This is a genomic window from Acinetobacter sp. ANC 4218 (genome assembly GCF_002135245.1).
Classification (GTDB): Bacteria; Pseudomonadota; Gammaproteobacteria; order Pseudomonadales; family Moraxellaceae; genus Acinetobacter.
On sequence record NZ_NEGD01000013.1, the window covers coordinates 79,950 to 103,618 of the forward strand.

The 23,669-nt window shown below is 42.8% G+C and carries 19 protein-coding genes and 1 tRNA gene; 4 read left to right on the forward strand and 16 right to left on the reverse strand.

Translation table 11 applies throughout. The annotated features are described in order from the left end of the window. Positions 1 to 6: 6 nt before the first annotated feature. Together B9T38_RS13205 and B9T38_RS13210 are read left to right on the forward strand one after the other, a co-directional pair. Positions 7 to 1,497 (forward strand): hypothetical protein, encoded by a 1,491-nt coding sequence (locus B9T38_RS13205; protein WP_086197239.1) that lies wholly within the window; start codon positions 7 to 9, stop codon positions 1,495 to 1,497. 145 nt (positions 1,498 to 1,642) lie between these two features. Then, positions 1,643 to 2,701, forward strand: coding sequence for a hypothetical protein (locus B9T38_RS13210; protein WP_427930237.1), 1,059 nt, complete (start codon positions 1,643 to 1,645; stop codon positions 2,699 to 2,701). Between the two features lie 95 nt (positions 2,702 to 2,796). On the opposite strand, the gene htpG is transcribed toward B9T38_RS13210, so the two are convergent. The 5 genes from htpG to B9T38_RS13235 all read right to left on the reverse strand — a co-directional run bounded on the left by htpG (position 2,797) and on the right by B9T38_RS13235 (position 8,652). Beyond that, complete coding sequence (gene htpG, locus B9T38_RS13215; RefSeq protein ID WP_086197241.1) at positions 2,797 to 4,716, reverse strand: molecular chaperone HtpG; 1,920 nt, start codon at positions 4,714 to 4,716, stop codon at positions 2,797 to 2,799. 93 nt (positions 4,717 to 4,809) lie between these two features. Beyond that, positions 4,810 to 5,154, reverse strand: a complete 345-nt coding sequence (locus B9T38_RS13220; protein ID WP_086197242.1) for a lysozyme inhibitor LprI family protein — start codon at positions 5,152 to 5,154, stop codon at positions 4,810 to 4,812. Positions 5,155 to 5,337: 183 nt separating this feature from the next. Next, on the reverse strand, positions 5,338 to 5,940 hold the full coding sequence (locus B9T38_RS13225; RefSeq protein WP_086197243.1) for an OmpW/AlkL family protein: 603 nt from the start codon (positions 5,938 to 5,940) through the stop codon (positions 5,338 to 5,340). A 300-nt stretch (positions 5,941 to 6,240) separates the two neighbouring features. Beyond that, positions 6,241 to 7,653, reverse strand: coding sequence for a Na+/H+ antiporter family protein (locus B9T38_RS13230; protein WP_086197244.1), 1,413 nt, complete (start codon positions 7,651 to 7,653; stop codon positions 6,241 to 6,243). A gap of 129 nt (positions 7,654 to 7,782) precedes the next feature. After that, positions 7,783 to 8,652 carry an alpha/beta fold hydrolase gene (locus B9T38_RS13235; RefSeq protein ID WP_086197245.1) on the reverse strand — a complete coding sequence of 290 codons (870 nt, stop codon included), beginning with the start codon at positions 8,650 to 8,652 and terminating at the stop codon, positions 7,783 to 7,785. Between the two features lie 119 nt (positions 8,653 to 8,771). Between B9T38_RS13235 and B9T38_RS13240 the strand changes: the two genes are divergently transcribed. Then, the gene (locus tag B9T38_RS13240) at positions 8,772 to 9,257 is read left to right on the forward strand and encodes a PaaI family thioesterase (protein ID WP_086197246.1); all 486 of its coding nucleotides are present in this window, start codon (positions 8,772 to 8,774) and stop codon (positions 9,255 to 9,257) included. A gap of 50 nt (positions 9,258 to 9,307) precedes the next feature. Here B9T38_RS13240 and B9T38_RS13245 read toward each other — a convergent pair whose 3' ends face one another. Further along, on the reverse strand, positions 9,308 to 9,667 hold the full coding sequence (locus B9T38_RS13245; protein ID WP_086197247.1) for a YMGG-like glycine zipper-containing protein: 360 nt from the start codon (positions 9,665 to 9,667) through the stop codon (positions 9,308 to 9,310). 289 nt (positions 9,668 to 9,956) lie between these two features. Here B9T38_RS13245 and B9T38_RS13250 point away from each other — a divergent pair, with 289 nt between their 5' ends. Continuing rightward, entirely contained in the window at positions 9,957 to 10,823 is an 867-nt protein-coding gene (locus tag B9T38_RS13250) for an alpha/beta hydrolase (RefSeq protein ID WP_086197248.1), read from the forward strand. Positions 10,824 to 10,988: 165 nt separating this feature from the next. Here B9T38_RS13250 and rpoC read toward each other — a convergent pair whose 3' ends face one another. The 10 genes from rpoC to B9T38_RS13305 form a co-directional block, all read right to left on the reverse strand. Beyond that, on the reverse strand, positions 10,989 to 15,179 hold the full coding sequence (gene rpoC, locus B9T38_RS13255; RefSeq protein WP_086197249.1) for a DNA-directed RNA polymerase subunit beta': 4,191 nt from the start codon (positions 15,177 to 15,179) through the stop codon (positions 10,989 to 10,991). A gap of 138 nt (positions 15,180 to 15,317) precedes the next feature. Next, a complete protein-coding gene (rpoB, locus tag B9T38_RS13260) occupies positions 15,318 to 19,406 on the reverse strand; it encodes a DNA-directed RNA polymerase subunit beta (RefSeq protein ID WP_086197250.1) in 4,089 nt (1,362 codons plus the stop codon). Positions 19,407 to 19,711: 305 nt separating this feature from the next. Next, positions 19,712 to 20,080: a 50S ribosomal protein L7/L12 gene (gene rplL / locus B9T38_RS13270; RefSeq protein ID WP_086197252.1), complete on the reverse strand. Its 369-nt coding sequence runs from the start codon at positions 20,078 to 20,080 to the stop codon at positions 19,712 to 19,714. A gap of 48 nt (positions 20,081 to 20,128) precedes the next feature. Then, positions 20,129 to 20,635, reverse strand: a complete 507-nt coding sequence (rplJ, locus tag B9T38_RS13275; RefSeq protein WP_086197253.1) for a 50S ribosomal protein L10 — start codon at positions 20,633 to 20,635, stop codon at positions 20,129 to 20,131. A gap of 304 nt (positions 20,636 to 20,939) precedes the next feature. Further along, positions 20,940 to 21,635 carry a 50S ribosomal protein L1 gene (rplA, locus tag B9T38_RS13280; RefSeq protein ID WP_086197254.1) on the reverse strand — a complete coding sequence of 232 codons (696 nt, stop codon included), beginning with the start codon at positions 21,633 to 21,635 and terminating at the stop codon, positions 20,940 to 20,942. 3 nt (positions 21,636 to 21,638) lie between these two features. Beyond that, the gene (gene rplK, locus B9T38_RS13285; protein WP_004813566.1) at positions 21,639 to 22,067 is read right to left on the reverse strand and encodes a 50S ribosomal protein L11; all 429 of its coding nucleotides are present in this window, start codon (positions 22,065 to 22,067) and stop codon (positions 21,639 to 21,641) included. 118 nt (positions 22,068 to 22,185) lie between these two features. Continuing rightward, positions 22,186 to 22,719 (reverse strand): transcription termination/antitermination protein NusG, encoded by a 534-nt coding sequence (gene nusG, locus B9T38_RS13290; RefSeq protein ID WP_086197255.1) that lies wholly within the window; start codon positions 22,717 to 22,719, stop codon positions 22,186 to 22,188. A 7-nt stretch (positions 22,720 to 22,726) separates the two neighbouring features. Beyond that, a complete protein-coding gene (gene secE / locus B9T38_RS13295; protein ID WP_086197256.1) occupies positions 22,727 to 23,167 on the reverse strand; it encodes a preprotein translocase subunit SecE in 441 nt (146 codons plus the stop codon). Between the two features lie 73 nt (positions 23,168 to 23,240). After that, positions 23,241 to 23,316 (reverse strand) — tRNA-Trp (locus tag B9T38_RS13300). Positions 23,317 to 23,372: 56 nt separating this feature from the next. Then, positions 23,373 to 23,669, reverse strand: a 297-nt coding sequence (locus B9T38_RS13305; RefSeq protein ID WP_086197257.1) for an EF-Tu C-terminal domain-related protein, incomplete at its 5' end; no start/stop codon positions are given.

The following is a 23,669-nucleotide window of genomic DNA, read 5'->3' on the forward strand; positions in this document are numbered from 1 at the left end:
CAGCACATGAATGTCTTAGAAAAAGCCAAGCTGATTCAAGAATTAAATCAACTCATCGATGGCTTGGAACAACGTTCCTTATCTTTCTTTGAAATTGCCCGCTCAAAAGCCCGGATAAAAGACATTTTTGCTTTATGTGATGAACCGATTTTTAAAAAACAGATTTTACAATTTAAATCCCATAGCCAGCCCGAAAAAGCAGCTACAGATTTCGCCGCTCAAACCCTGTTTCAGCTCTCTTTTCGTGGCGTATTTCAGCAAGGTAAAGCGCTAGAGCAAGCCCTTTATCAACATCCAGATTTTGGCTGGGCTATTTTGCATGATCCTCAACTCGGTTGGCAAATCTGGTTAATTCCGGCAGCAAATCGTACAGCCCTGATCAGCGAATGGGAAAATCTGGAGGATGCCTATCACTGGATGTTGCAACAACAACAGAACTATGGTTGCCTAAAAACAGACTACGAACTCAAACAGATTCAAAATTTGATTGTACCAAAGCTAACGAGTGTTTTAACCGAGACTGAGACCAATCTAACTGTAGCTGCTGATGAGCTTCAAACCATTGCTGAACATGAACAATCCAATTTAATGGATTTATCCATAACTGAGCTGTATTCAGATCAAGAGCCGATAGCCACTGAAAGATCTGCGCAGCAAAGCCAGCAGCCTGCCGAGATTCAGCAACCGTCTTCGTTAGCTGTAGAACCTGATCTGCCGATGGCGGCTTCTACGCTCGCCCACACCGATATAGAGAATACGGCGGCTCCGTCATCTATCATCAAAGATGTTGCAGAAACCCTGGAACTCAATCAATATGTCGCCCGTATTCATTCGCTACCTGGCGAAGAAGCCTCATTACAGCAGCTATATCGTTTAGACATTCCCAGCCTGCCAGAAATTGCCCCGTATCTAGATTTACTGTTACATGGTGCAGACCTGGAAAAATGGCAGCATTACCCAATTTATCTGGCAGAGCAGATCAATCAGCAAGGTTGTTTTGTTCGATATTTGGCATTACTGGGTGCAGAAAACCAGACGCAGGCCATGCAGTTCATGCCATTATTGAATAATGCTGAGCAATATGCCCTGGCTGCAATCAAGACAATTCCCTGGATAGACCTGGCCGATCATTTTAACTCTATTGAATCCCTGTTTGATGTCTATACGCATAAAGCCATTTGCATCTGGCATGATGAAAACTATATGCCATTTATTCCTGCACAACTGATTCAAACCCAAAAAATTATTCAGCTGGATGAAAGTACCGCCGATATTAAAACACCGCTACTTTTACTCAAAGAACGGCAAAAAATACGGCTTATTCATGGGCACAAACGTTTAGCCCTGTCACAGAATGAATCGGCCTATCCTTATTTTTTATTGGAACGCCATCATGGCATTAGCTGGCAAATGATTCAGATGATTACTGCTCAATTCAGTTCCCCGATTAATTGCCGGGAATTATATAAAGAGATTCAAAAGCATATTTCAAATTAAGTTTTTATTTTTTGTAGCAAGAGCTTGCTTTTTAGTGTGATTTTTTACCAGACTAGTCATCATCAGACAATATAAGAGCAAGGATATGCGGAAAAAAAAATTATCTCTATTAAGCCCCCTCTTATGTGTGTTGATCTCTGGACTCATGTCTACTGTCAGCTGGTCAAGCTCAGCTGAAACCGGGGTTGATCAACAAAAGCTTAACGCAACAGAAACAGATTTTAATTTGCTCAGTCAGATTCCAAGCCTGATTGATGCGATGCCAACAGTTTTACCGCAACAGTCAGATGCAGTAATTGTCCCTCCGATCCAAGCCACTGAAAAACAAAGCTGGCTAGACCGTAAACAACATGAAATCCGCAACTGGACAGACCGTAGCTCCCATAAAATAGATAAATGGTTTGGGCAACCCGATCCAAATGATCCAGCTTCAGCAACCCTACGCCTGATTATCGATAACAGCTGGAATAAACATGATGGTTATGAAGTTAGCCCACGTCTGCGCGGAAAAATTAAACTTCCAACTTTGGAACGTAAGATCAGTTTGGTATTCGGTGATGACTCTTTAGATAATGAACTGAACAATAATGTTGCCATTACCGATGAAAATCCAGGAAGCACCAGTAGTAAAGCTTTAGACCGTGAACGAACACAAGAAAGTAACAGTTCCTTGGCCCTGCGTTGGTCGGCTTTTTCCAAACGGCTGCCTTTTGAAACCGATCTGGATTTGGGGATTCGTTCAGGGGATGATATTTATGTAAGACTTAAAGCGTCCAGAGACTGGCAACTGGAAAATGATTTCAGATTTCATGCCGAACAGATTTACCGCTATGGCATAGATAGTGAAAACTACTTGCGAACTAATCTGGAACTTACCCATGCACGGCCGAATCAGGCCTTTTTATCCAATCAGCTCAGCCTGACCTATGCCGACAAACAAGATGACGATGTCACTTGGGATAATTATTTATTCAGACAACATCAATTTTTCCAGAATAACCGTTTTGCTTATGGCTTATATACCGGCGGTTTTTATAATAATAACGACCTTCGCCTGAACAGTTGGGGACCCTATATTTCATGGCGGCAACCTTTTGTGCGTGAATGGTTTTTTCTACAAGGCGATTTAAACTATCTCAATGACCATCGTGAAGATCGCAGCCATTTCCTCGGTGTATTAGTGCGTATGGAAGCATTGTTCTAATGTTGGGCAATATAATAAGTTGAGCCATCCATACGCCTATTTTCTGCAATAAAAAACCTCCCGAGGGAGGTTTTTTTATATTGTCGAAAACTGACTTATTTTAACAATAAACTATTGATACGTTTCACATACTCAGCTGGATCATCAGGTAATCCACCTTCAGCAATCACTGCCTGATCAAAAATCACATTGGCCAGGTCATCAAACTGGTTCGATCCTTCCAGCTTTTTCACCAGCGGATGTTCAGGATTAATTTCCAGAATTGGTTTACTTTCTGGCACTGCCTGACCAGCCTGTTTCAGCATGCGAATCAACTGTGGAGACAGCTCACCTTCGCCTGTCACCAAACATGCCGGTGAATCCACCAGACGGGTCGTCACACGCACTTGTTGAGTTTTGTCTTTGAGAGAATCCGAAAGCTTATCCACGACTGGCTTAAACTGCTCAGCTGCTACTTCCAGTGCTTTCTTCTCTTCAGCATCCTGTAAATCACCCAAGTCTACTGCACCCTTGGACACATTTTGCATTGGCGTTCCGTCGAATTCATGAATAAACTCCATCGCCCACTCATCCACACGATCCGCCATTAACAGCACTTCAATGCCTTTTTTCTTGAACAGCTCCAGCTGTGGCGAATTTTTCGCAGCACTGAGGCTTTCCGCAGTCACATAATAAATGGCCTTTTGCCCGTCTTTCATTCGTGCCTTGTAATCTGCCAATGAGGTTGAAACTTCATCAGTAGTCGAAGTCGAGAAACGCAGCAATTTTAAGATACGTTCACGGTTACCAAAGTCTTCACCCAAACCTTCCTTAATCACCGAACCAAATTCAGCATAAAAAGTTTTGAATTTCTCCTGATCCTGTTCATCTTCAGATTTTGCCAGACCATCCAGCATGGTCAGCACACGGCGGGCATTTCCTTCACGAATTGTTTTGACATCGCGGCTTTCTTGCAGCAATTCACGGCTAACATTGAGTGGAAGATCGGCACTATCCACCACCCCTTGCACAAAACGCAAATAGTTTGGAATCAGGTTATCTGCTTCATCCATAATAAATACGCGTTTGACATACAGTTTAATGCCTGCTTTGGCTTCGCGAGTAAAGAGATTGCTTGCCGCCTTGCTTGGAATGTAAAGCAATTGTGTGTATTCCGTGCTGCCTTCTACACGGTTATGGGTCCAGGCCAAAGGTGCATCAAAGTCATGACTGAGATTCTTGTAGAATTCGGTATATTGCTCGTCAGTGATCTCGTTTTTATTGCGGGTCCAAAGTGCGCTGGCAGAGTTAATGGCTTCCCATTCATCTGTTTTTACCATCTGACCTGGCTTAGCTTCTTCCCCCTCAGCCGCTTCTTCTTGCTGCCAGATTTCTTTTTGCATTTCAATTGGCAGGCTAATATGGTCAGAATATTTATTGATGATTTGCTTAACTTTATAAGATTCTAAATATTCCAGTGCATTGTCATGCAAATGCAAAATAATGTCTGTTCCACGTGAAGCCTTATTGATTTGCTCAACTTCGAAATCACCTGTTCCGCTACTAATCCAGCGTACCCCATCAGCGACATCAGCAGCGGCATGGCGCGATTCCACGGTAATCTTTTCAGCTACAATAAAGCCTGAATAGAAACCCACACCAAACTGGCCAATCAACTGCGCATCCGCTTTTTGATCTCCGGACAATTTAGACATGAAGTCCTTGGTGCCCGATTTGGCAATGGTGCCCAGATTATCAATCGCTTCTTGTTGAGTCAGACCAATACCGTTGTCGGAAATAGTGATGGTTTTATTTTCTTTATCCAGACTGACACGTACATGCAAGTCAGGGTCATTTTCATAATATTCAGGATGGTTAATCCCTTCAAAACGCAGCTTGTCACAGGCATCCGAAGCATTCGAGATCAGTTCTCGCAGGAAAATTTCAGGGTTTGAATAGAGAGAATGCGTCACCAAATGCAATAGCTGCGCTACTTCCGCCTGGAAACTATGTTTTTGTGCGCTTTGTTCGCTCATAAATCACTCCTTAAATTCATTACATGGTTTTTATTGGATGCTTAATGAATGGAGTAAGTTAAAGAATTTTCAATAGGGTCAAATAAATTTTTCTTAAAAAGGCCCTTGTTGATACACACGCTCCATATACAGATTCAGCTTTTGCTGGCGCATTTTATACACTTCAGTTAAACAGCGGCTTGAATTGCCACATTGGTCACGCAACTGTAACCATTTGACCTGCTCATCCTGAATGACACCACGTGTTCCCATCGGCACCAAACGTTTAATAATATTGTAGGTGGTGGCCATTTTGACATCCGCATCATTAATGCTTCGATGCTCGCATATGGCATATTCAGTTGGAGTCTGGGCTTTGTCACAATTAAAACTTGCAGCATACACCGATCCACTTAAAAGACTAAAAAAGACCACTTTGCATACAATGAATAATTTCATGATTTTTCCTGCTTTTTTAGCTTATTGTAGACTCTCAACTTAAACGCATTTTTAATGATTAAACAGGATAAAAGTGCTCAATTTCTGTACTTTATTGTGACTGAATGATGAAATAAAAAATCCCCATCAGGGATGGGGATTTTGGCGCTGATTTATTGTTTTTATTTTATATCTATTTTTATTTTAGAATTTGTAGCTATAACCGATTGTGTAAACCCAAGGATTAACTTCAAGGTCACCAATAGCAGTGCCATTTAATTCAAGCTCAGATTTCACATCCGCATAACGTACATCAGCAAAAACACCCCAGTTTTTAGCATCAGCTGGTTGGAAGTTGAGACCTACTTGACCTGCTACACCATAGCCGACATCAGCATTTAATTTTGCCCCTTCAATCACAATTTCCTCATCCCAAGGAATAACCACAGTTGCACCAACACCTACATAAGGAGTGAAACCAGTTGAGTTTTTGAAATTATATTTTGCTGTAATTGTTGGTGGTAAATGCTTAAATGAAGCAATTTTTGTACCATTTGATGTTACATCGTGTTCAAAAGGAGTTGCCAACAATAATTCAGCAGAAAAATTATCATTAAAGAAATATTCTACCGATGGAGTAAAACCGTATTCTTGGGAAGCTTCTACATTTGTAAATGCACCGTTTGCCAATACATTCTGGTCTTCTGTTGGAGCTAAAGAGCTCGCGCCGACTTTAACCTGCCATTGACCTGCGATTGCAGAAGCAGACATCCCCATTAACGCGATAAGAGCAACTTGTTTTAACATTTTAAATCACCTCTAGAAGGATAATTACTACAAAATTTAAACATTAATTAATAATAAACATGCCTATTATTAATATGCAATAGCCATTAATTATTTTAAATTTATTTATTTTTAAACTATTGAAAATATTAGTTATTTATTTTAATCAGATCAACATAGTTGGTTTTTAATACCAACCATGTTAATCAGATTAATGATTATATTCCAAGTATATTACTTGGTTTTATTATATTAATTATTTAATAACATTTATTTTAAATACATGTTTTAAAATAAGCAATAAAATGAATTTAAAATTCATTAAAGTACCATTGCAGCAATCCAGCCAAATACCAATAATGGAATATTAAAATGGATAAATGTTGGAAGGACCGTATCCCAAATATGATCATGCTGACCATCTACACCCAGACCTGCAGTTGGACCTAAAGTTGAGTCTGAAGCTGGAGAGCCGGCATCACCCAATGCTGCTGCGGTACCAATCAAAGCCACAGTAGCCAATGGAGAAAAGCCAAATTGTACGCACAGCGGTACATAAATCACCGCCAATACCGGTACACTGGAGAATGATGAGCCAATCCCGATAGTCACAAATAATCCAATAAACAACATCAGAAATGCAGCCAAGGCTTTGTTGTCACCAATCAGATGCACTACCCCATTCACCAGACTATTGATGTCACCAGTATGCGTCATCACCGAAGCAAAACCAGCCGCAGAAATCATAATGAAGCCGACCAATGCCATCATGCGCATGCCTTGAACAAAGACATCATCGGCCTCTTGCCATTTGAAGATACCCGCAGCAGACAGTACCGCAAAACCGACCAGCCCACCCAAGATCATCGAGCCTGAATACAGCTGGGCAACCAAAGTCAAGGAAATCGCGAGTAGTGCCATAAAGATGGTTTTTTTCGCGATAATTGGTGCTTGTTCTGCTTCCTGTTTGAGTTCTTCGGCATCCGCTTGCAGACTCACTTCGCCCGCACGAATTGGCTTGTCCAGATCGATGGTGGTCACACGAGCAACCACACGATCAATATAATGACGTGGTTTGCGATAGCTGAAAAATACAGCAGTCAACGTACCTATCAGCATGCCAATGACCGGAATAGCCATCCCCATCGGCATCATCCAGCGATCTACATGTAAGCCATAGGCTGCACCAATTTTATTGATGTTGCCCATCAAAATTTGTTCAAGGAAAATGGAACCAAAACCGACTGGCAGGAAAATGTAGGTTCCGACCAACCCCATGGTCAGTACACATGCTGCCGCACGACGGTCTAAATTCATGTGATTCATAACCTTAAGTAAAGGAGGAACCAAGACCGGAATAAAGGCGATATGCACAGGAATCAGGTTTTGAGAAAAAATGGCTGCAACCAGTAAAATGCTTAACAGTAAATATTTTACTTTTCTGGTTTTTTGATGCGTGGCTTCCGCACCCAGCAAACCAATTAATTTATGGGCCAGAAGATCAGGCAAGCCTGATTTTGACAGGGCTAAAGCAAAAGCACCCAATACCGCATAAGCCAGAGCAACTTCTGCCCCATCACCCAGACCCGCATTAAATGCAGTTACAGTATCCGACAAACTTAGACCTGCAACCAAGCCACCAATAATCGCTGAAATGACCAAAGTCAAGACAACAGAAACTCGTGCCAGTGAGAGTATAAACATCACGGCAATCGCAATTACTACTGCATTCATGAAAATTTTAAGGAAGATAAAAAGCCGCCATTTTAACAGATGCGACCTTTTGAAACTGTAAATAAATCGGCTCAGTCAAAAAACAACAAGAAATTGATTTGAATTAAAATTTATATCAAAAAAGAATTTTCAATTATTTTTTAGAGCAAATATTTTGATATATTCTGCGACCAACTCTGCTTGGCTCAATATTGCCCAATGGTTGGCATCTATCTCTACACGCTGAAAATTTTCTGCCCATTTCGGCATTTCATCAATTAGTTCCGGACTGACAAAATTGTCTCTTTTCAGCACAATCGCCTGCACCGGACAAACAGCAAAACGCTGACGTGGTTGGGTTAAACGTGGGATGAAGTTGGCACGATACAGTCCAATACCATGTTTTCCATCTGAAGCAATATGGCGGTTTAAAGGTAAATCTTTTTGCTGCTCTAACTGTTGCAAAACTTTGTCCCATTTTTCAGGCGTAAATAAAGTCCAGATGGCTGGCGCCAACAAGGGCAATTGAAACACCGCGATATACCAGGATTTCGTCAGTTGTTTAAAAAATTTGGGCTTATTTTGCTTAAATTGCTGACGCATCCAAAAAGCGGCATGATCCAGACAGGGACCAGAAATAGTGCTATAAGACAAAATCCGATCCCTAAACTTCGGCTCAGTCACCGATTCCCAAGACTGAATTGAACCCCAATCATGTGCTGCCAAATGAAAAGGACGATTTTCCAGCACAGCATTGACCACGCTTTCCAGATCTAAAGATAACTGTTCCAGCCGATAGTCACGAATCCGTTTCGGAATGGAGGATTTCCCTGCACCGCGTACATCATAGCTCAACACATAAAAATCTTGAATCAGCTGCTGAATGACCAGCTCCCAAACTTCCTGATTATCCGGATAACCATGAACCAGGACTAAAGCAGGGTTTGCCTCATTGCCCCAGGTTTTGACATAGAGACGCTGCTGATCTGAGGTAGCCACCCATTGTGTTTGAGCTTGCATATATTTTTATCCTATTTTTTTATTGCCTATTTATTGCAGAGTTTGGGCAATCCGATCAATGCCAGCCTGATCATTGTGTTTTAGTATGTTCTGAAGCCGAAAAAAAATAATTGACCCAAATGAGCCTTTTAAAAAAACTACAGACAATTCCTGCCATTTATAAATTTTTGTTAAATCGCTATGCACCTTACCGCGGCGCAGGGATTGAAATCGATAAAGTTGATCTGGCGAATTATCATATTCGCATCAAAATGCCTTTAACCCATAAAAATCAAAATGTCGTCGGTGTACATTTTGGCGGCAGTTTATATGCAATGGTCGATCCTTTTTATATGCTGATTTTGATGCATCATCTGGGTTCAAAATACATTGTGTGGGATAAATCTGCATCCATACAATTCCTCTCACCCGGTCGTGGCACGGTATATGCCAATATTCGTCTCGATCCAACAGAAATTGACCAGATTAAGCGACTTGCTGAAAATCACGCCCCGGTATACCGAAACTATCATGTAAATATTTTTGATGAATCGGGCGTACGGATTGCCGAGGTAGAAAAGACCATCTATATCCGCCGAAAAAAACCAAAGGCCAGCCATAACTGAGAAAAAAGCGCCTGATTAACAAGCGCTTTTTATCAAATTTTTAAACTTTATTAACGTTTTTTCTCTTCAATGGCTGCACCTGCTCCACCACCAATGGCACCACCAATGGCAGCCCCGGCATTACCCCCAAAGATACTTTTACCCACCGCAGAACCAATAGCACCACCGACACCACTATAGGTCGCATTACGGTTAGAACCACCCTGGGTTTTACTGCCTACTGCTGCACCCGCACCACCACCGACAGCTGCACCGATACCGCCACCAACCTGATTCCCCACACCACCACCAACCGCACCACCAAGTGCAGCTGCGCCAATACGTTGCTCTCTTGGAGACATAGAATCACACCCTGCCAGCATAAAAGTCGACAGGGTTGCCATTGCCATCACGCTCATTAACTTTTTCATGAGATATGTCCTTTTGGCTATTTGTTACAGCATACGTCATGAGTGTGAAGTTAATATCCGCGTAATGTTACTTTTCCAAGTTTTAATGTTGAATGTTGTAATTTAATTTTAATTAAAATACCAAAAAATCGATTCGGCATGTGGAAGATCGATTGTTCGAAATCAGAAATCAGAAATAAGAAATAAGAAATCAGTTAAAGTATTCCCATCGATACATCACTTTATAAGAAAAATTTTAAACAACACAGCGGCTTTATTTAATATTATTTAAATGGGAAGGATCACGAGAATGAAAAAACGCCTTTGCTTGATATTTACATTGTTCTGTTGCAATCCATCGGCCTATCCGGATTCTTCCAATACAAGTTTAATGAATAAAACCAAAGTCCTGAAAAATATTGCTTATGGGCCTCATCCTCAACAGGTCATGGATATCTATTTCCCCACCAAAGCTTTCCCAGATAAAACGCTGACACCGTTAATTGTGATGGTACATGGAGGAGCATGGACTATTGGAGATAAAAATAATGCGGCTGTAGTCAAAAACAAAGTGGCGTATTGGACCAAACAAAACTGGGGATTTATTTCCCTCAATTATCGATTGGTTCCTGAGGTCAGCGTACAACAACAAACCCAAGATATTGCACAGGCACTCATTTATATCCAGAAACAGGCTGCAAATTGGCATGCTGATCCTAAACGTTTGGTTCTGATGGGACATTCAGCAGGTGCACACTTAGTCAGCCTACTCACTACACGCCCCCTCTGGCTGACATCGCAGCCTCAGCCCTGGCGTGCTACAGTGGCTTTAGACAGTGCTGCCTATAATGTCGAAACCATTATGCAAACCCGACATGCACGGTTTTATGATCAAGCCTTTGGTAATCAGCCATCAAACTGGAAAGCACTTTCTCCTATATCTCAACTACACCAAACTTTACCGGCATTTCTCGCTGTTTGTTCCACAATTCGGCCAGACCAACCCTGTATGCAGGCACAGCAATTTATTCAGCAAGCACAAAAATCAGGAACCAAAACCCAGCTATTGCCTATTCCGCTTTCACACAGAGAAATCAACCAGTCACTTGGGCAAAATAATTCCTATACTCAAGCAGTAAATCAGTTTATACAAAGCCATTCCGCTACGGAGAAATGAGCTTATTTCAATCTTATTTAACCTAGAAATGATTTGAGCACTCATTAAAGCACCTATTTTTAATAAATACTTTTTATCTTCCTCGTAAATCCCCAAATATCTCCTCAAAATAAGTACATAAAAAAAGCCACCCGAAGGTGGCTTTTTGAGTCATTTAACGTCGAATTAGAATTCTTGGTTAAATGCTTGGCTTAATGCTTGGTCTACATCAGAGAAGTCATTAACCAGCGCATGTTCTGCAGCTTCTGCTTCTTGACGACGACGTTCCAAGTGGTACGCAAGACCAGTACCAGCCGGAATCAAGCGACCCACAACAACGTTTTCTTTCAAGCCACGTAGGTCATCTTCTTTACCTGTTACAGCCGCTTCAGTTAACACGCGTGTTGTTTCCTGGAACGATGCAGCAGAGATGAACGAGTCAGTAGAAAGCGATGCTTTGGTAATACCCATCAATTGACGTTCAAACTTCGCTGGGAACTTGTTCTGTGCAAGAACGGCTTGGTTCTCACTCATAACACGGATGTAATCCACTTGTTCGCCTTTGATGAAGCTTGTATCGCCACCGTCAGTAATGTCGACTTTACGCAACATTTGACGCACGATCACTTCGATGTGTTTATCGTTGATTTTTACACCTTGCAGACGGTATACGTCCTGAACTTCGTTCACGATGTAGTTAGTCAACGCCACTTCACCTTTCAGACGTAAGATGTCATGCGGGTTTTGCGGACCATCAGAAATGGTTTCACCACGGTTCACATGCTCGCCTTCGAATACGTTGATGGTACGCCATTTCGGAATAAGCTCTTCGTAAATCTCAGAGCCGTCATCCGGAGTAATCACCAGACGGTTCTTGCCTTTAGTCTCTTTACCGAAGCTTACAACACCAGAAATTTCAGCAAGAATTGCATGCTCTTTCGGTTTACGTGCTTCGAACAAGTCAGCTACGCGTGGCAGACCACCGGTAATATCACGGGTACGTGAAGTTTCTTGTGGTACACGACCAATAACGTCACCGACACCAATCGTTTCGCCATCACGGACAGAAAGAATGGTATTTTGTGGCAAGAAGTAGAACTGTTCGCCACCATCAGTGGTATCCAATACAACCGCTGGACGCAAATCTTTACCTGATGCAGGACGTGAAGTCACTGGCAAGATTTCAATCGTGGTCATACCTGTTGCATCATCAGTTTTCGATGTCACTGTTACGCCATCAGCAATTTGGCTGAAACGTACTTTACCGGCAACTTCTGTAACCAATGGATGTGTATGTGGATCCCAAGTCGCTACGATACCGCCTGCTTCAACAGCTTCACCATCTTTCAGCAAGATAGATGCACCGTAAGGAAGTTTATAGCGTTCACGTTCACGACCTAAATCATCCGCAATACCGATTTCACCTGAACGTGAAGTTGATACCAGGTGACCTTTGGCATGTTGTACTGTTTTCACGTTGTGGAAACGTACTGTACCTTTGTTACGAACTTGTACGCTATTTGCAGCAGAAGTTCGGCTCGCAGCACCACCGACGTGGAACGTACGCATGGTTAACTGTGTACCTGGCTCACCAATTGATTGAGCAGCCATTACACCCACAGATTCACCTGGGTTAACCAAGTGACCGCGAGCAAGGTCACGACCATAACACTTCGCACATACGCCAAATGTAGATTCACAGTTTACAACTGAACGTACTTTAACTTCATCGACACCTGCTTCTTCAAGGAAGGCAGCAATTTTTTCGTCAATTAAAGTATTACGTGGAAGAATGACTTCGTCAGAACCAGCACGTTTCACATCTTCAGCAACAACACGACCCAATACTCGAGCACCCAGATTCTCGATGACATCGCCACCTTGAATGAATGGCGTCATGACCAGACCGCCATAAGTACCACAATCCGGCTCGGTAATAACCAAATCCTGCGCTACGTCTACCAGACGACGAGTCAAGTAACCAGAGTTTGCTGTTTTAAGTGCTGTATCGGCCAAACCTTTACGCGCACCATGTGTTGAAATGAAGTACTGAAGTACTGTCAAACCTTCACGGAAGTTTGCTTTAATCGGGGTTTCAATGATCGAACCATCTGGTTTCGCCATCAAACCACGCATACCCGCCAACTGACGAATCTGAGCTGCCGAACCACGGGCACCCGAGTCAGACATCATGTAGATCGAGTTGAATGATTTCTGTTTCTCATCTTCACCCTGTTTGTTCTTAACAGTCGTGAAAGACAAGTTGTCCATCATCGCTTTCGCTACCTGGTCATTGGTACGCGCCCAGATATCGACTACCTTGTTATAACGTTCACCGGCAGTTACGAAACCTTGTTCGAATTGTTGTTCGATTTCACGAACTTCAACTTCTGCTTTTTCGATGATCGAGTATTTCGCTGGTGGAATGAGCATGTCTTCCATACCAACAGATACACCAGAACGAGTCGCTTGACGGAAGCCCAGGTACATCAATTGGTCAGCAAAGATAACGGTATCTTTCAGACCCAATTTACGGTAGCAAGAGTTAATTAACTTGGAGATGTTCTTTTTCGTCATCTCAACGTTGATTTGCTGGAAGTCCATCCCTTCAGGAACAACTTCCCAAAGCAGACAGCGGCCTGGAGTCGTGTCAACAATAATGGTTTGCTGTTCACGGTTTCCATCTTCGTCAATCACAGTCTGGTGTACACGTGCTTTAACGCGAGCGTGTAAATCTACCTGACCTGTTGCAAGTGCACGGTTTACTTCATCAGTATCCGCGAACACCATGCCTTCACCTTTGGCATTGATCGCATCACGCGTGATGTAATACAAGCCCAAGACCACGTCCTGAGAAGGTACGATGATTGGCTCACCGTTGGCTGGTGACAAGATGTTGTTGGTCGACATCATTAACGCACGAGCTTCTAACTGAGCTTCAAGTGTTAATGGTACGTGTACCGCCATTTGGTCACCGTCGAAGTCGGCGTTAAACGCAGCACATACGAGTGGGTGTAGACGGATCGCTTTACCTTCAATCAGGGTTGGTTCAAATGCTTGAAGACCCAAACGGTGAAGTGTAGGCGCACGGTTCAACATCACTGGATGTTGACGGATCACGTGAGCAAGAACGTCCCAAACTTCTGGAGTTTCGCGCTCAACCATTTTCTTCGCAGCTTTAATGGTTGTTGCTTGGCCAGAAGCTTGCAGTTTTGCGAAAATGAATGGCTTGAATAATTCAAGTGCCATTTTCTTCGGAAGACCACATTGGTGCAAACGTAAAGTTGGACCTACAGTAATAACCGAACGACCAGAGTAATCGACACGCTTACCAAGTAAGTTTTGACGGAAACGACCTTGCTTACCTTTGATCATATCAGCCAAAGATTTAAGCGGACGTTTGTTCGAACCGGTAATTGCACGACCACGACGACCGTTATCCAACAATGCATCTACAGACTCTTGCAGCATACGTTTTTCGTTACGTACGATAATGTCTGGAGCAGCAAGGTCAAGAAGACGTTTCAAGCGGTTGTTACGGTTAATCACACGACGGTAAAGATCGTTCAAATCAGAAGTCGCGAAACGACCACCTTCAAGCGGAACCAACGGACGAAGGTCTGGTGGAAGAACTGGCAATACAGTTAATACCATCCATTCTGGCTTGTTGTTTGACTCTTTGAACGCTTCCATCAACTTCAAGCGTTTAGACGCTTTTTTCAGCTTGGTTTCTGAAGTTGTGTTAGGAATTTCTTCGCGAAGACGTGAAATTTCAGCTTCAAGATCGATGTCTTTCAACAGGTCCTGAACAGCTTCTGCACCCATTTTCGCAGTGAATTCATCACCGTGCTCTTCTAACGCCGTGAAGTATTCTTCATCGTTCAGAAGTTGGTATTTCTCCATTGGAGTCATACCTGGATCAGTAACTACATAAGATTCGAAATACAATACGCGTTCGATGTCACGTAAAGTCATGTCTAGAAGAAGACCAATACGAGACGGTAATGATTTCAAGAACCAGATGTGCGCAACTGGAGAAGCCAATTCGATGTGACCCATACGCTCACGACGAACTTTTGCAGTTGTTACTTCAACGCCACATTTTTCACAAATGACGCCTTTGTATTTCATACGCTTGTATTTACCACACAAGCATTCGTAATCTTTTACTGGACCAAAGATTTTGGCACAGAACAAACCGTCACGTTCAGGCTTGAAGGTACGGTAGTTAATTGTCTCTGGCTTTTTAACTTCACCATGAGACCATGACTTAATCATTTCTGGTGACGCAAGACCAATACGGATGCGATCAAACTCTACTGGAGCATGACCATCAGAATCCGTCTTTTTGCGCATGATATCGAGCAAGTCTTTCAATTTTTTTCTCCGTGTGTTGTGGAGATTTTCACTTCACAACTGGGTCACAAATATTGTTTTTTAACTGAATCATCCCCCTTGCCCTCTTTCTTAAGAGGTGAGAAGCACTGCTTCGCAAGGGAGATTCAATGGAACTAATTAGTCACCATTTTTCAGTTCAATGTTGATACCTAAAGAACGGATCTCTTTGGTCAATACGTTGAACGATTCAGGCATACCTGGGTCCATGTAATGGTTACCATCTACAATGTTCTTATAGATACGAGTACGACCTTCAACGTCATCCGATTTCACAGTAAGCATTTCTTGGAGCGTGTAAGCTGCACCGTATGCTTCCAGTGCCCAGACTTCCATCTCACCGAAACGCTGACCACCGAACTGGGCTTTACCACCCAATGGTTGTTGCGTTACTAACGAGTAAGAACCTGTAGAACGCGCATGCATCTTGTCATCAACCAAGTGGTTCAGTTTCAGCATGTACATGTAACCTACAGTTACTGGACGGTCAAAACGTTCACCGGTACGGCCATCATACAATACCGTTTGACCAGTACGTGAAATGCCACCAAGTTCAAGCAATTCTTTGATTTGCGATTCTTCAGCACCATCGAATACAGGAGTTGCTAAAGGAACACCAGCACGCAAATTACCAGACAATGCCAAGATTTCATCATCAGTCAGACTATCAAGATCTTCTTGCTGACCGCCAACTTTGTTGTAAATCTTGTCCAAGAAGTCACGAAGCTCAAGTACAGTGCGTTGCTCTTTCAGCATCTTGTCGATTTGATCGCCAAGACCTTTCGCTGCCATACCCAAGTGAGTTTCCAGAATCTGCCCCACGTTCATACGTGATGGTACACCTAGCGGGTTAAGTACCACATCCACAGGAACACCGTTGGCATCGTGCGGCATGTCTTCTACGGGCAAGATGTTGGATACAACACCCTTGTTACCGTGACGACCCGCCATCTTATCACCCGGCTGGATGCGACGTTTAACTGCGAGGTAAACCTTAACCACTTTCAATACGCCAGTGGTCAGTTCATCACCGGTAGAAAGTTTGCGTTTTTTCTCAGCAAATTTCTCGTCAATCTCCTGGCTCTTCTCTTTCAAGAACACCTGAATTTGCGTTAAACGCTCAGCAATTGCTTCATCACTTGGCTGGATATCCAGTAAGTCAACAAGCTCTAAACCAGATAACAATTCTTCAGTAAGCTTGTCACCGCGTTTAGTGGTACCACCACCATTCGATTCTTGACCTTTTAACAGGCGAACAATACGTTCACGTGCTGCTTCTTCGAAGATTTTAAATTCTTCTTTCAAGTCTTTACGGTAAGCATCAAGCTGTGCTTTCTCAATGGCTTGAGCACGTTCGTCTTTTTCAAGACCGTCACGTGTAAACACTTGAACGTCAATCACTGTACCTTTCACACCTGAAGACACACGTAAAGAAGAGTCTTTAACGTCAGCTGCTTTTTCACCGAAGATTGCACGAAGCAATTTTTCTTCAGGCGTCAACTGCGTTTCACCTTTCGGTGTTACTTTACCAACCAGGATGTCACCCGCTGTTACTTCAGCACCGATGTAAACAATACCTGACTCGTCCAGTTTAGACAGTGCAGCTTCGCCAACGTTAGGAATATCAGCAGTAATTTCTTCTGCACCTAACTTGGTATCACGTGCAACACATGACAATTCTTGAATATGAATCGACGTTAAACGGTCTTCTTGAAGAACACGCTCAGATAACAAGATCGAGTCTTCGTAGTTGTAACCGTTCCAGGTCATGAACGCTACGCGCATGTTTTGACCAAGCGCCAATTCACCGCCATCCGTAGATGGACCATCCGCAAGAACGTCACCACGACCAACTTTATCACCAAGTTTCACAAGAACTTTCTGGTTGATACAAGTGTTCTGGTTCGAACGTGTATATTTGATCAGGTTGTAAATATCTACACCTGCTTCACCTGCGATCATCTCTTCTTCATTGACACGAATTACCACACGAGACGCGTCAACAAATTCGATACGACCACCACGTTTCGCAAGAACACATACACCTGAGTCGTGCGCTACGTTTGCTTCCATACCAGTACCAACAAGCGGCTTGTCGGCGATCAACGTCGGAACAGCCTGACGTTGCATGTTTGAACCCATCAATGCACGGTTGGCATCATCGTGTTCAAGGAATGGAATAAGTGATGCAGCAACAGATACAACCTGTTGAGCAGATACATCCATATGCGTCACTTTTTCAGGAGGCATACGTACGAAATCACCTTGGTGACGTACAGAAACGAATTCTTCAGTCAGGTTACCTTCTTTATCAATTGCAGAATCGGCCTGTGCAATGACAGTACCTACTTCTTCAATTGCAGAAAGATATTCAACGTCATCTGTTACACGACCATCTACAACTTTACGGTATGGAGTTTCCAGGAAACCAAAGTTATTACATTTCGCATAAACAGAAAGTGAGTTGATCAAACCAATGTTTGGACCCTCAGGCGTCTCAATTGGACACACACGACCATAGTGAGTTTGATGTACGTCACGTACTTCGAAGCCCGCACGTTCACGTGTCAAACCACCAGGCCCAAGCGCTGATACACGACGTTTGTGTGTAATTTCAGACAACGGGTTGTTTTGGTCCATGAACTGAGACAACTGACTTGAACCAAAGAATTCTTTGATTGCAGCAGCAACTGGTTTCGCATTGATTAAATCTTGCGGAGACAAGTTGTCAGTTTCAGCTTGGCTTAAACGTTCTTTAACAGCACGTTCAACACGAACAAGACCAACACGGAACTGGTTTTCTGTCATTTCACCAACAGAACGAACACGACGGTTACCTAAATGGTCAATATCGTCGACTTCACCTTTACCGTTACGAATTTCAACCAATGTTTTTAATACATCAGTGATGTCTTCGTTTGAAAGAATACCTTCAACTTCACGAGACTTCTGATCAGTACCGACTTCGTAAGGACGACCCAAACGACGGTTGAACTTCATACGACCGACCGGAGACAAGTCATAACGTTCAGAAGAGAAGAACAGGTTGTTGAACAGGTTCTCAGCAGCTTCTTTTGTTGGTGGCTCGCCTGGACGCATCACTTTGTAGATTTCTACCAGTGCTTCTTCACGACCAGTAGTTGTATCAGCACGTAAAGAGTCAGCAATGAATGAACCGCGATCGATGTCATTGGTGAACAATACGTTAAATTGTTTTACGCCACCTTCAGCCAATTTCACCATGATCTCATGGCTCAATACTGTATTGGCTGCAATCACCTCACCGTCACGCAAAGCAACATCTTCAGCAACAATACGTTCGTACAAGTATTCATCAGGAACAGAAAGTTTTTCTAAACCAGCAGCTTCCATCTGACGTACGTGACGCGCATTGATACGTTTACCTTGCTCTACAATCACTTTACCGTCATTGTCAGCAATGTCGAATTGCGCCATTTCGCCACGAAGACGTTCTGGAACCAGGTCAATCTGGTAGCTACCCATGTCAAGATACACAGGTACTTTTTCGTAGAACATATCCAGGATTTGTTCGTTGCTATAACCCAAAGCACGAAGAACCACAGTCGCAAGCAATTTACGACGACGGTCAATACGAACATATACAAGGTCTTTAGCATCGAATTCGAAATCCAGCCATGAACCACGGTAAGGAATGATACGTGCAGAATAAAGAACTTTACCGCTAGAATGTGTTTTGCCTTTATCGTGGTCAAAGAACACGCCTGGTGAACGGTGTAATTGAGATACGATTACACGCTCAGTACCATTGATGACAAAAGTACCGTTTTCTGTCATGAGTGGCATTTCACCCATGTACACTTCTTGTTCACGTACGTCTTTAATTGATTTGGTTTCGCGATCTTTTAAGATCAAACGAATTTTTACACGCATTGGTGCTGCATAAGTTGAACCGCGTAAAATACATTCACGCACGTCAAACTCAGGCTTACCAAGACTATACTCAACAAATTCTAAAGCAGCATTGCCAGAATAACTTTCAATAGGAAAAACTGAACGAAATGCGGCTTGGAGACCGATATCTTCGCGGTTTTTTGGTGTTTTGCCATCTTGTAAGAATGTTCGGTACGAGTCGACCTGAATCGCGAGCAAGTACGGAGCATCCATGACGCTAGGCAATTTACCAAAATTCTTACGGATCCGTTTCTTTTCGGTATATGAGTATGCCATCTGGAGTCCTCGGAAAGTAAACTAAGCCCGCCTGCAGAACGGACCTAGAAGGAATTACACAGGCCGATATGGCCACCACTTTTTACAAATGCTGCAATTTTTAGTGGTATTAAAACGCTTAGCAATATTTTCAAATATAAAAAATATTGGTAAACGTTTGATATTATTGATTATTATAATAATTGATGCTTTTTTTACACCAATCAAACAAAAATCGAGCCGATAATTGTAACGCAAAAAGGCTGATGACCCAAGAGCCATCAGCCAATTTTTGGGGTCAATTTAAAATTAGACCCCGATCGAAATTACTTAACAGTAACTGTAGCACCAGTTTCTTCAAGTTTTTTCTTAAGTTCTTCAGCTTCTTCTTTAGAAACGCCTTCTTTAAGAACTGAAGGAGCGCCTTCAACCATGTCTTTAGCTTCTTTCAAGCCAAGACCAGTGATTTCACGAACTGCTTTAATTACAGCTACTTTGTTAGCACCGAAAGAAGTCAACTCAACGTTGAATTCAGTTTGTTCTTCAACAGCAGCACCAGCAGCAGGACCAGCAGCAACAGCTACAGCAGCAGCAGATACGTTGAATTTTTCTTCAAAAGCAGAGATAAGTTCAACAAGTTCAAGAACAGTTTTTTCAGCAACTGCGTTTAAGATTTCTTCGTTAGTTAAAGCCATGAGAATAACTCCAAATGGGGATTGAATGGTGTGAAAGTAAATTTAAGCTTATGCAGCTTCTGACTCGTTTTTCTCTTTGAGCGCAGTAATAAGGCGACCCAATTTCGAAATAGGAGCTTGAAGAACGTTTGCAAGCATAGTAAGCGCTTTTTCTTGGTTTGGAAGGTTTGCGATAACACTAACTTCAGCACCTTGATAAACCTTGCCGTCAAATGCAGCAGCTTTAAGTTCAAATGCTTTGTTAGTTTTAGCAAATTCTTCAAACAAGCGAGCAGCTGCGCCCATGTCGTCTTCAGAAGTTGAGAAAGCTAAGATTGTTGGGCCAACAAGGTTGTCATTCAAGATATTGAATTGAGTATCTTGAAGAGCACGTTTAGCTAAAGTATTACGCACAACACGTGTAGCAACACCTAGTTTACGAGCTTCAACACGAAGAGCAGTTAATTGCTCAACAGTTAAACCTTGGTAGTCAGCAACAACAGCAGCAAATGCAGTAGAAGCAACTTCAGCTACTTCAGCTACGATCTGTTTTTTGCCTTCGATAAGAAGAGCCATTGTAAAACCTCCTAACGGTGATTTATGCACTTACAAAGAAGTACACTCCCAATTCGTAAGGCCATCACTGGACTTACACGCGGAGGATGAACAAATCACACCACCGCGTCTACTCGGACTGGACTTTTAAGAAGTGAGTTCCAAAGAACTCCCCTCGCCCGAGGTCTTTGACGCTGACAAATTTACATTTATCAATTCAAAGTTTGCCTAAGTTCGCAAAATACGACGAAGCGTTTCTTGCGTAAGTTTTAAAGTAGTGCTTTAAAACTTACTCAGGGCTTTAAAATTCTTTTCTAAGTCAAACTTAGTTAGATACGTTTGCTACATCAATAGTAAGACCAGGACCCATAGTTGAGCTCAAAGTGATCTTTTGAATGTATACGCCTTTAGAGGTAGCTGGCTTTAAACGCTTCAAGTCAGCAACTAAAGCTTCAACGTTTTGACGAACAGCAGCAGTTTCAAAGCCTACTTGACCGATCGCAGCGTGGATGATACCCGCTTTGTCTACACGGTAACGTGCTTGACCAGCTTTTGCATTTTTAACTGCAGTAGCAACGTCAGGAGTTACAGTACCCACTTTAGGGTTTGGCATTAAGCCACGTGGTCCAAGGATCGTACCAAGTTTACCTACAACGCGCATTGCATCTGGAGCAGCAATTACTACGTCAAAGTCAAGGTTACCCGCTTGGATGCTTTCAGCAAGATCATCAAAACCAACAACGTCTGCGCCTTCAGCTTTAGCAGCTTCAGCAGCAGCGCCTTGAGCAAATACAGCTACACGTACAGTTTTACCAGTACCCGCAGGAAGCGTAGTTGCACCACGAACCACTTGGTCAGATTTACGAGGATCAACACCTAGGTTTACTGCAATATCCAAAGATTCTTTGAATTTAGGAGCTGGAAGGCTCTCTAAAACTGCAACAGCTTCTTCTAGCGTGTAAACTTTGTGTGCTTCTACAGCAGCTACGATCGCTTTTTGACGTTTAGTTAATTTAGCCATGTCTTAAAGCTCCACTTCCAAGCCCATAGAACGCGCAGAACCAGCAATGGTACGTACACGTGCGTCTAAGTCAGCACCAGTAAGATCTGGTTCTTTAGTAGTCGCAATTTCTTCCAATTGAGCACGAGTCAACTTACCAACTTTAGTTTTGTTAGGTACAGCCGAACCCTTTTGGATACCAGCAGCTTTCTTAAGAAGAATCGCAGCAGGTGGAGTTTTCATGATGAATGTGAACGACTTGTCGTTGTACACAGTAATCACTACAGGAATTGGTAGACCAGCTTCAAGTTTTTGTGTAGCAGCATTGAATTCTTTACAGAATGCCATGATGTTAACACCACGTTGACCTAGTGCAGGACCAATCGGTGGAGATGGATTCGCTTTACCAGCTGGAACTTGCAGCTTGATATAGCCGTCAATCTTCTTAGCCATTTCAAATTACCTCTGGGTGCAAACGCCGCTAGGCTCCCCAACATTATCTACGTAACAAAACTGTTACAACAACAATGCCCGATCCATAACAAATCGGGCGTTTTCAATACAGCTTAAATCAGTTCGCTTTTTCGACTTGACGAAATTCGAGCTCAACCTGAGTTGGACGATTGAATACATTGATTGTCAACGTTAAACGTGACTTCTCGTACAGAACCTCTTCCACCACACCTTTAAAGTCAGTGAATGGACCGTCAATAACGAGTAATTCTTCGCCTGGCTCAAACATCGTCTTAGGACGAGGCGCTTCACCAGTATTGCGTACACGTGCAAGAATCGCATCAGCTTCTTTTTGCGTAATCGGTGCAGGTTTTTCTGCTGTACCACCGATGAAACCTAATACTTTTGGACATTCTTTAACGATGTGCCAGGTATCATCATTCATTTCCATTTCGACTAATACGTAGCCAGGAAAGAATTTACGCTCTGATTTACGCTTCTTACCATCCTTCATCTCTACCACTTCTTCGGTAGGAACCAGGACTTCACCAAAGCTATCGGCTACAGCGCTACGCTGGATTCGATCATTAAGTGAACGCATCACTTGTTTTTCATAACCTGAATAGGCATGAATAATGTACCAACGTTTCATAGCTCTTTTACCCGATAAAAAACTTCATTAACCAGCCCAAGATGTAATCAAAACACCATAAAACAATAGCAGCGATTACAACAACAGCAAGAACATGCCAAGATGTGGATACCGTTTCCTGCTTAGTCGGCCAAGTCACACGACGCAGCTCAATTCGAGCGTCTTTCAACAAACGAACAAAGCCTTTGCCTTGATGGGTGGCGTATAATAAACCTAAAGCCACTACGATACAAGCCAAAATTATTCCAACGCGCACCCAAACACTATTGGCTGGTGCCCAATACGCTGGCAAATACTGCCCCCCTATGGCTGCACCGATTAATAAAATCAATGCGATAACCCATAGAACAATATCTAAAGGGGAACCAGAATTAACAACTTCAGCAGAATTATTTCTTTGTGGAATTGGCGCTTCGCTTAATGCGTCACGCGATTTATCATTCGACATTTTTGTACTCGTCGTAGGCTTCGCGACTTATTATATGACAATTTAACCAGCATCAAGCTTTTTTTTAAAAAAATGGCAGGCCAGGAGGGACTCGAACCCCCAACATTCGGTTTTGGAGACCGACGCTCTACCAATTGAACTACTGACCTACAGTACAAATCGGGAACTGAAGTCCCCGATCTGTAATTTCAACTTATGGTTGCTATTATGCAGTTACTTTAGCAACAACACCAGCACCAACTGTACGACCACCTTCACGGATCGCAAAACGTAGACCTGGGTCCATTGCGATTGGGTGGATCAATTCTACTGACATTTCTACGTTGTCACCAGGCATAACCATTTCAACGCCTTCTTTCAAAGAAATCGCGCCAGTTACGTCAGTTGTACGGAAGTAGAACTGTGGACGGTAACCGTTAAGGAATGGAGTGTGACGACCACCTTCTTCTTTAGAAAGTACGTATACTTCTGCATCGAATTTAGTGTGCGGCTTGATTGTACC

Excerpts from the sequence above, each read along its gene's own strand:
- secE (WP_086197256.1), bottom strand. The coding sequence starts at position 23,167 with ATGTCGAATGATAAATCGCGTGACGCATTAAGCGAAGCGCCAATTCCA.
- B9T38_RS13225 (WP_086197243.1), bottom strand. The coding sequence starts at position 5,940 with ATGTTAAAACAAGTTGCTCTTATCGCGTTAATGGGGATGTCTGCTTCT.
- rpoB (WP_086197250.1), bottom strand. The coding sequence starts at position 19,406 with ATGGCATACTCATATACCGAAAAGAAACGGATCCGTAAGAATTTTGGT.
- rplJ (WP_086197253.1), bottom strand. The coding sequence starts at position 20,635 with ATGGCTCTTCTTATCGAAGGCAAAAAACAGATCGTAGCTGAAGTAGCT.
- B9T38_RS13230 (WP_086197244.1), bottom strand. The coding sequence starts at position 7,653 with ATGAATGCAGTAGTAATTGCGATTGCCGTGATGTTTATACTCTCACTG.
- B9T38_RS13240 (WP_086197246.1), top strand. The coding sequence starts at position 8,772 with ATGAGCCTTTTAAAAAAACTACAGACAATTCCTGCCATTTATAAATTT.
- B9T38_RS13245 (WP_086197247.1), bottom strand. The coding sequence starts at position 9,667 with ATGAAAAAGTTAATGAGCGTGATGGCAATGGCAACCCTGTCGACTTTT.
- B9T38_RS13220 (WP_086197242.1), bottom strand. The coding sequence starts at position 5,154 with ATGAAATTATTCATTGTATGCAAAGTGGTCTTTTTTAGTCTTTTAAGT.
- nusG (WP_086197255.1), bottom strand. The coding sequence starts at position 22,719 with ATGAAACGTTGGTACATTATTCATGCCTATTCAGGTTATGAAAAACAA.
- rplA (WP_086197254.1), bottom strand. The coding sequence starts at position 21,635 with ATGGCTAAATTAACTAAACGTCAAAAAGCGATCGTAGCTGCTGTAGAA.
- B9T38_RS13210 (WP_427930237.1), top strand. The coding sequence starts at position 1,643 with ATGTCTACTGTCAGCTGGTCAAGCTCAGCTGAAACCGGGGTTGATCAA.
- B9T38_RS13250 (WP_086197248.1), top strand. The coding sequence starts at position 9,957 with ATGAAAAAACGCCTTTGCTTGATATTTACATTGTTCTGTTGCAATCCA.
- B9T38_RS13205 (WP_086197239.1), top strand. The coding sequence starts at position 7 with ATGAATGTCTTAGAAAAAGCCAAGCTGATTCAAGAATTAAATCAACTC.
- rplK (WP_004813566.1), bottom strand. The coding sequence starts at position 22,067 with ATGGCTAAGAAGATTGACGGCTATATCAAGCTGCAAGTTCCAGCTGGT.
- htpG (WP_086197241.1), bottom strand. The coding sequence starts at position 4,716 with ATGAGCGAACAAAGCGCACAAAAACATAGTTTCCAGGCGGAAGTAGCG.
- rplL (WP_086197252.1), bottom strand. The coding sequence starts at position 20,080 with ATGGCTTTAACTAACGAAGAAATCTTAAACGCAGTTGCTGAAAAAACT.
- B9T38_RS13235 (WP_086197245.1), bottom strand. The coding sequence starts at position 8,652 with ATGCAAGCTCAAACACAATGGGTGGCTACCTCAGATCAGCAGCGTCTC.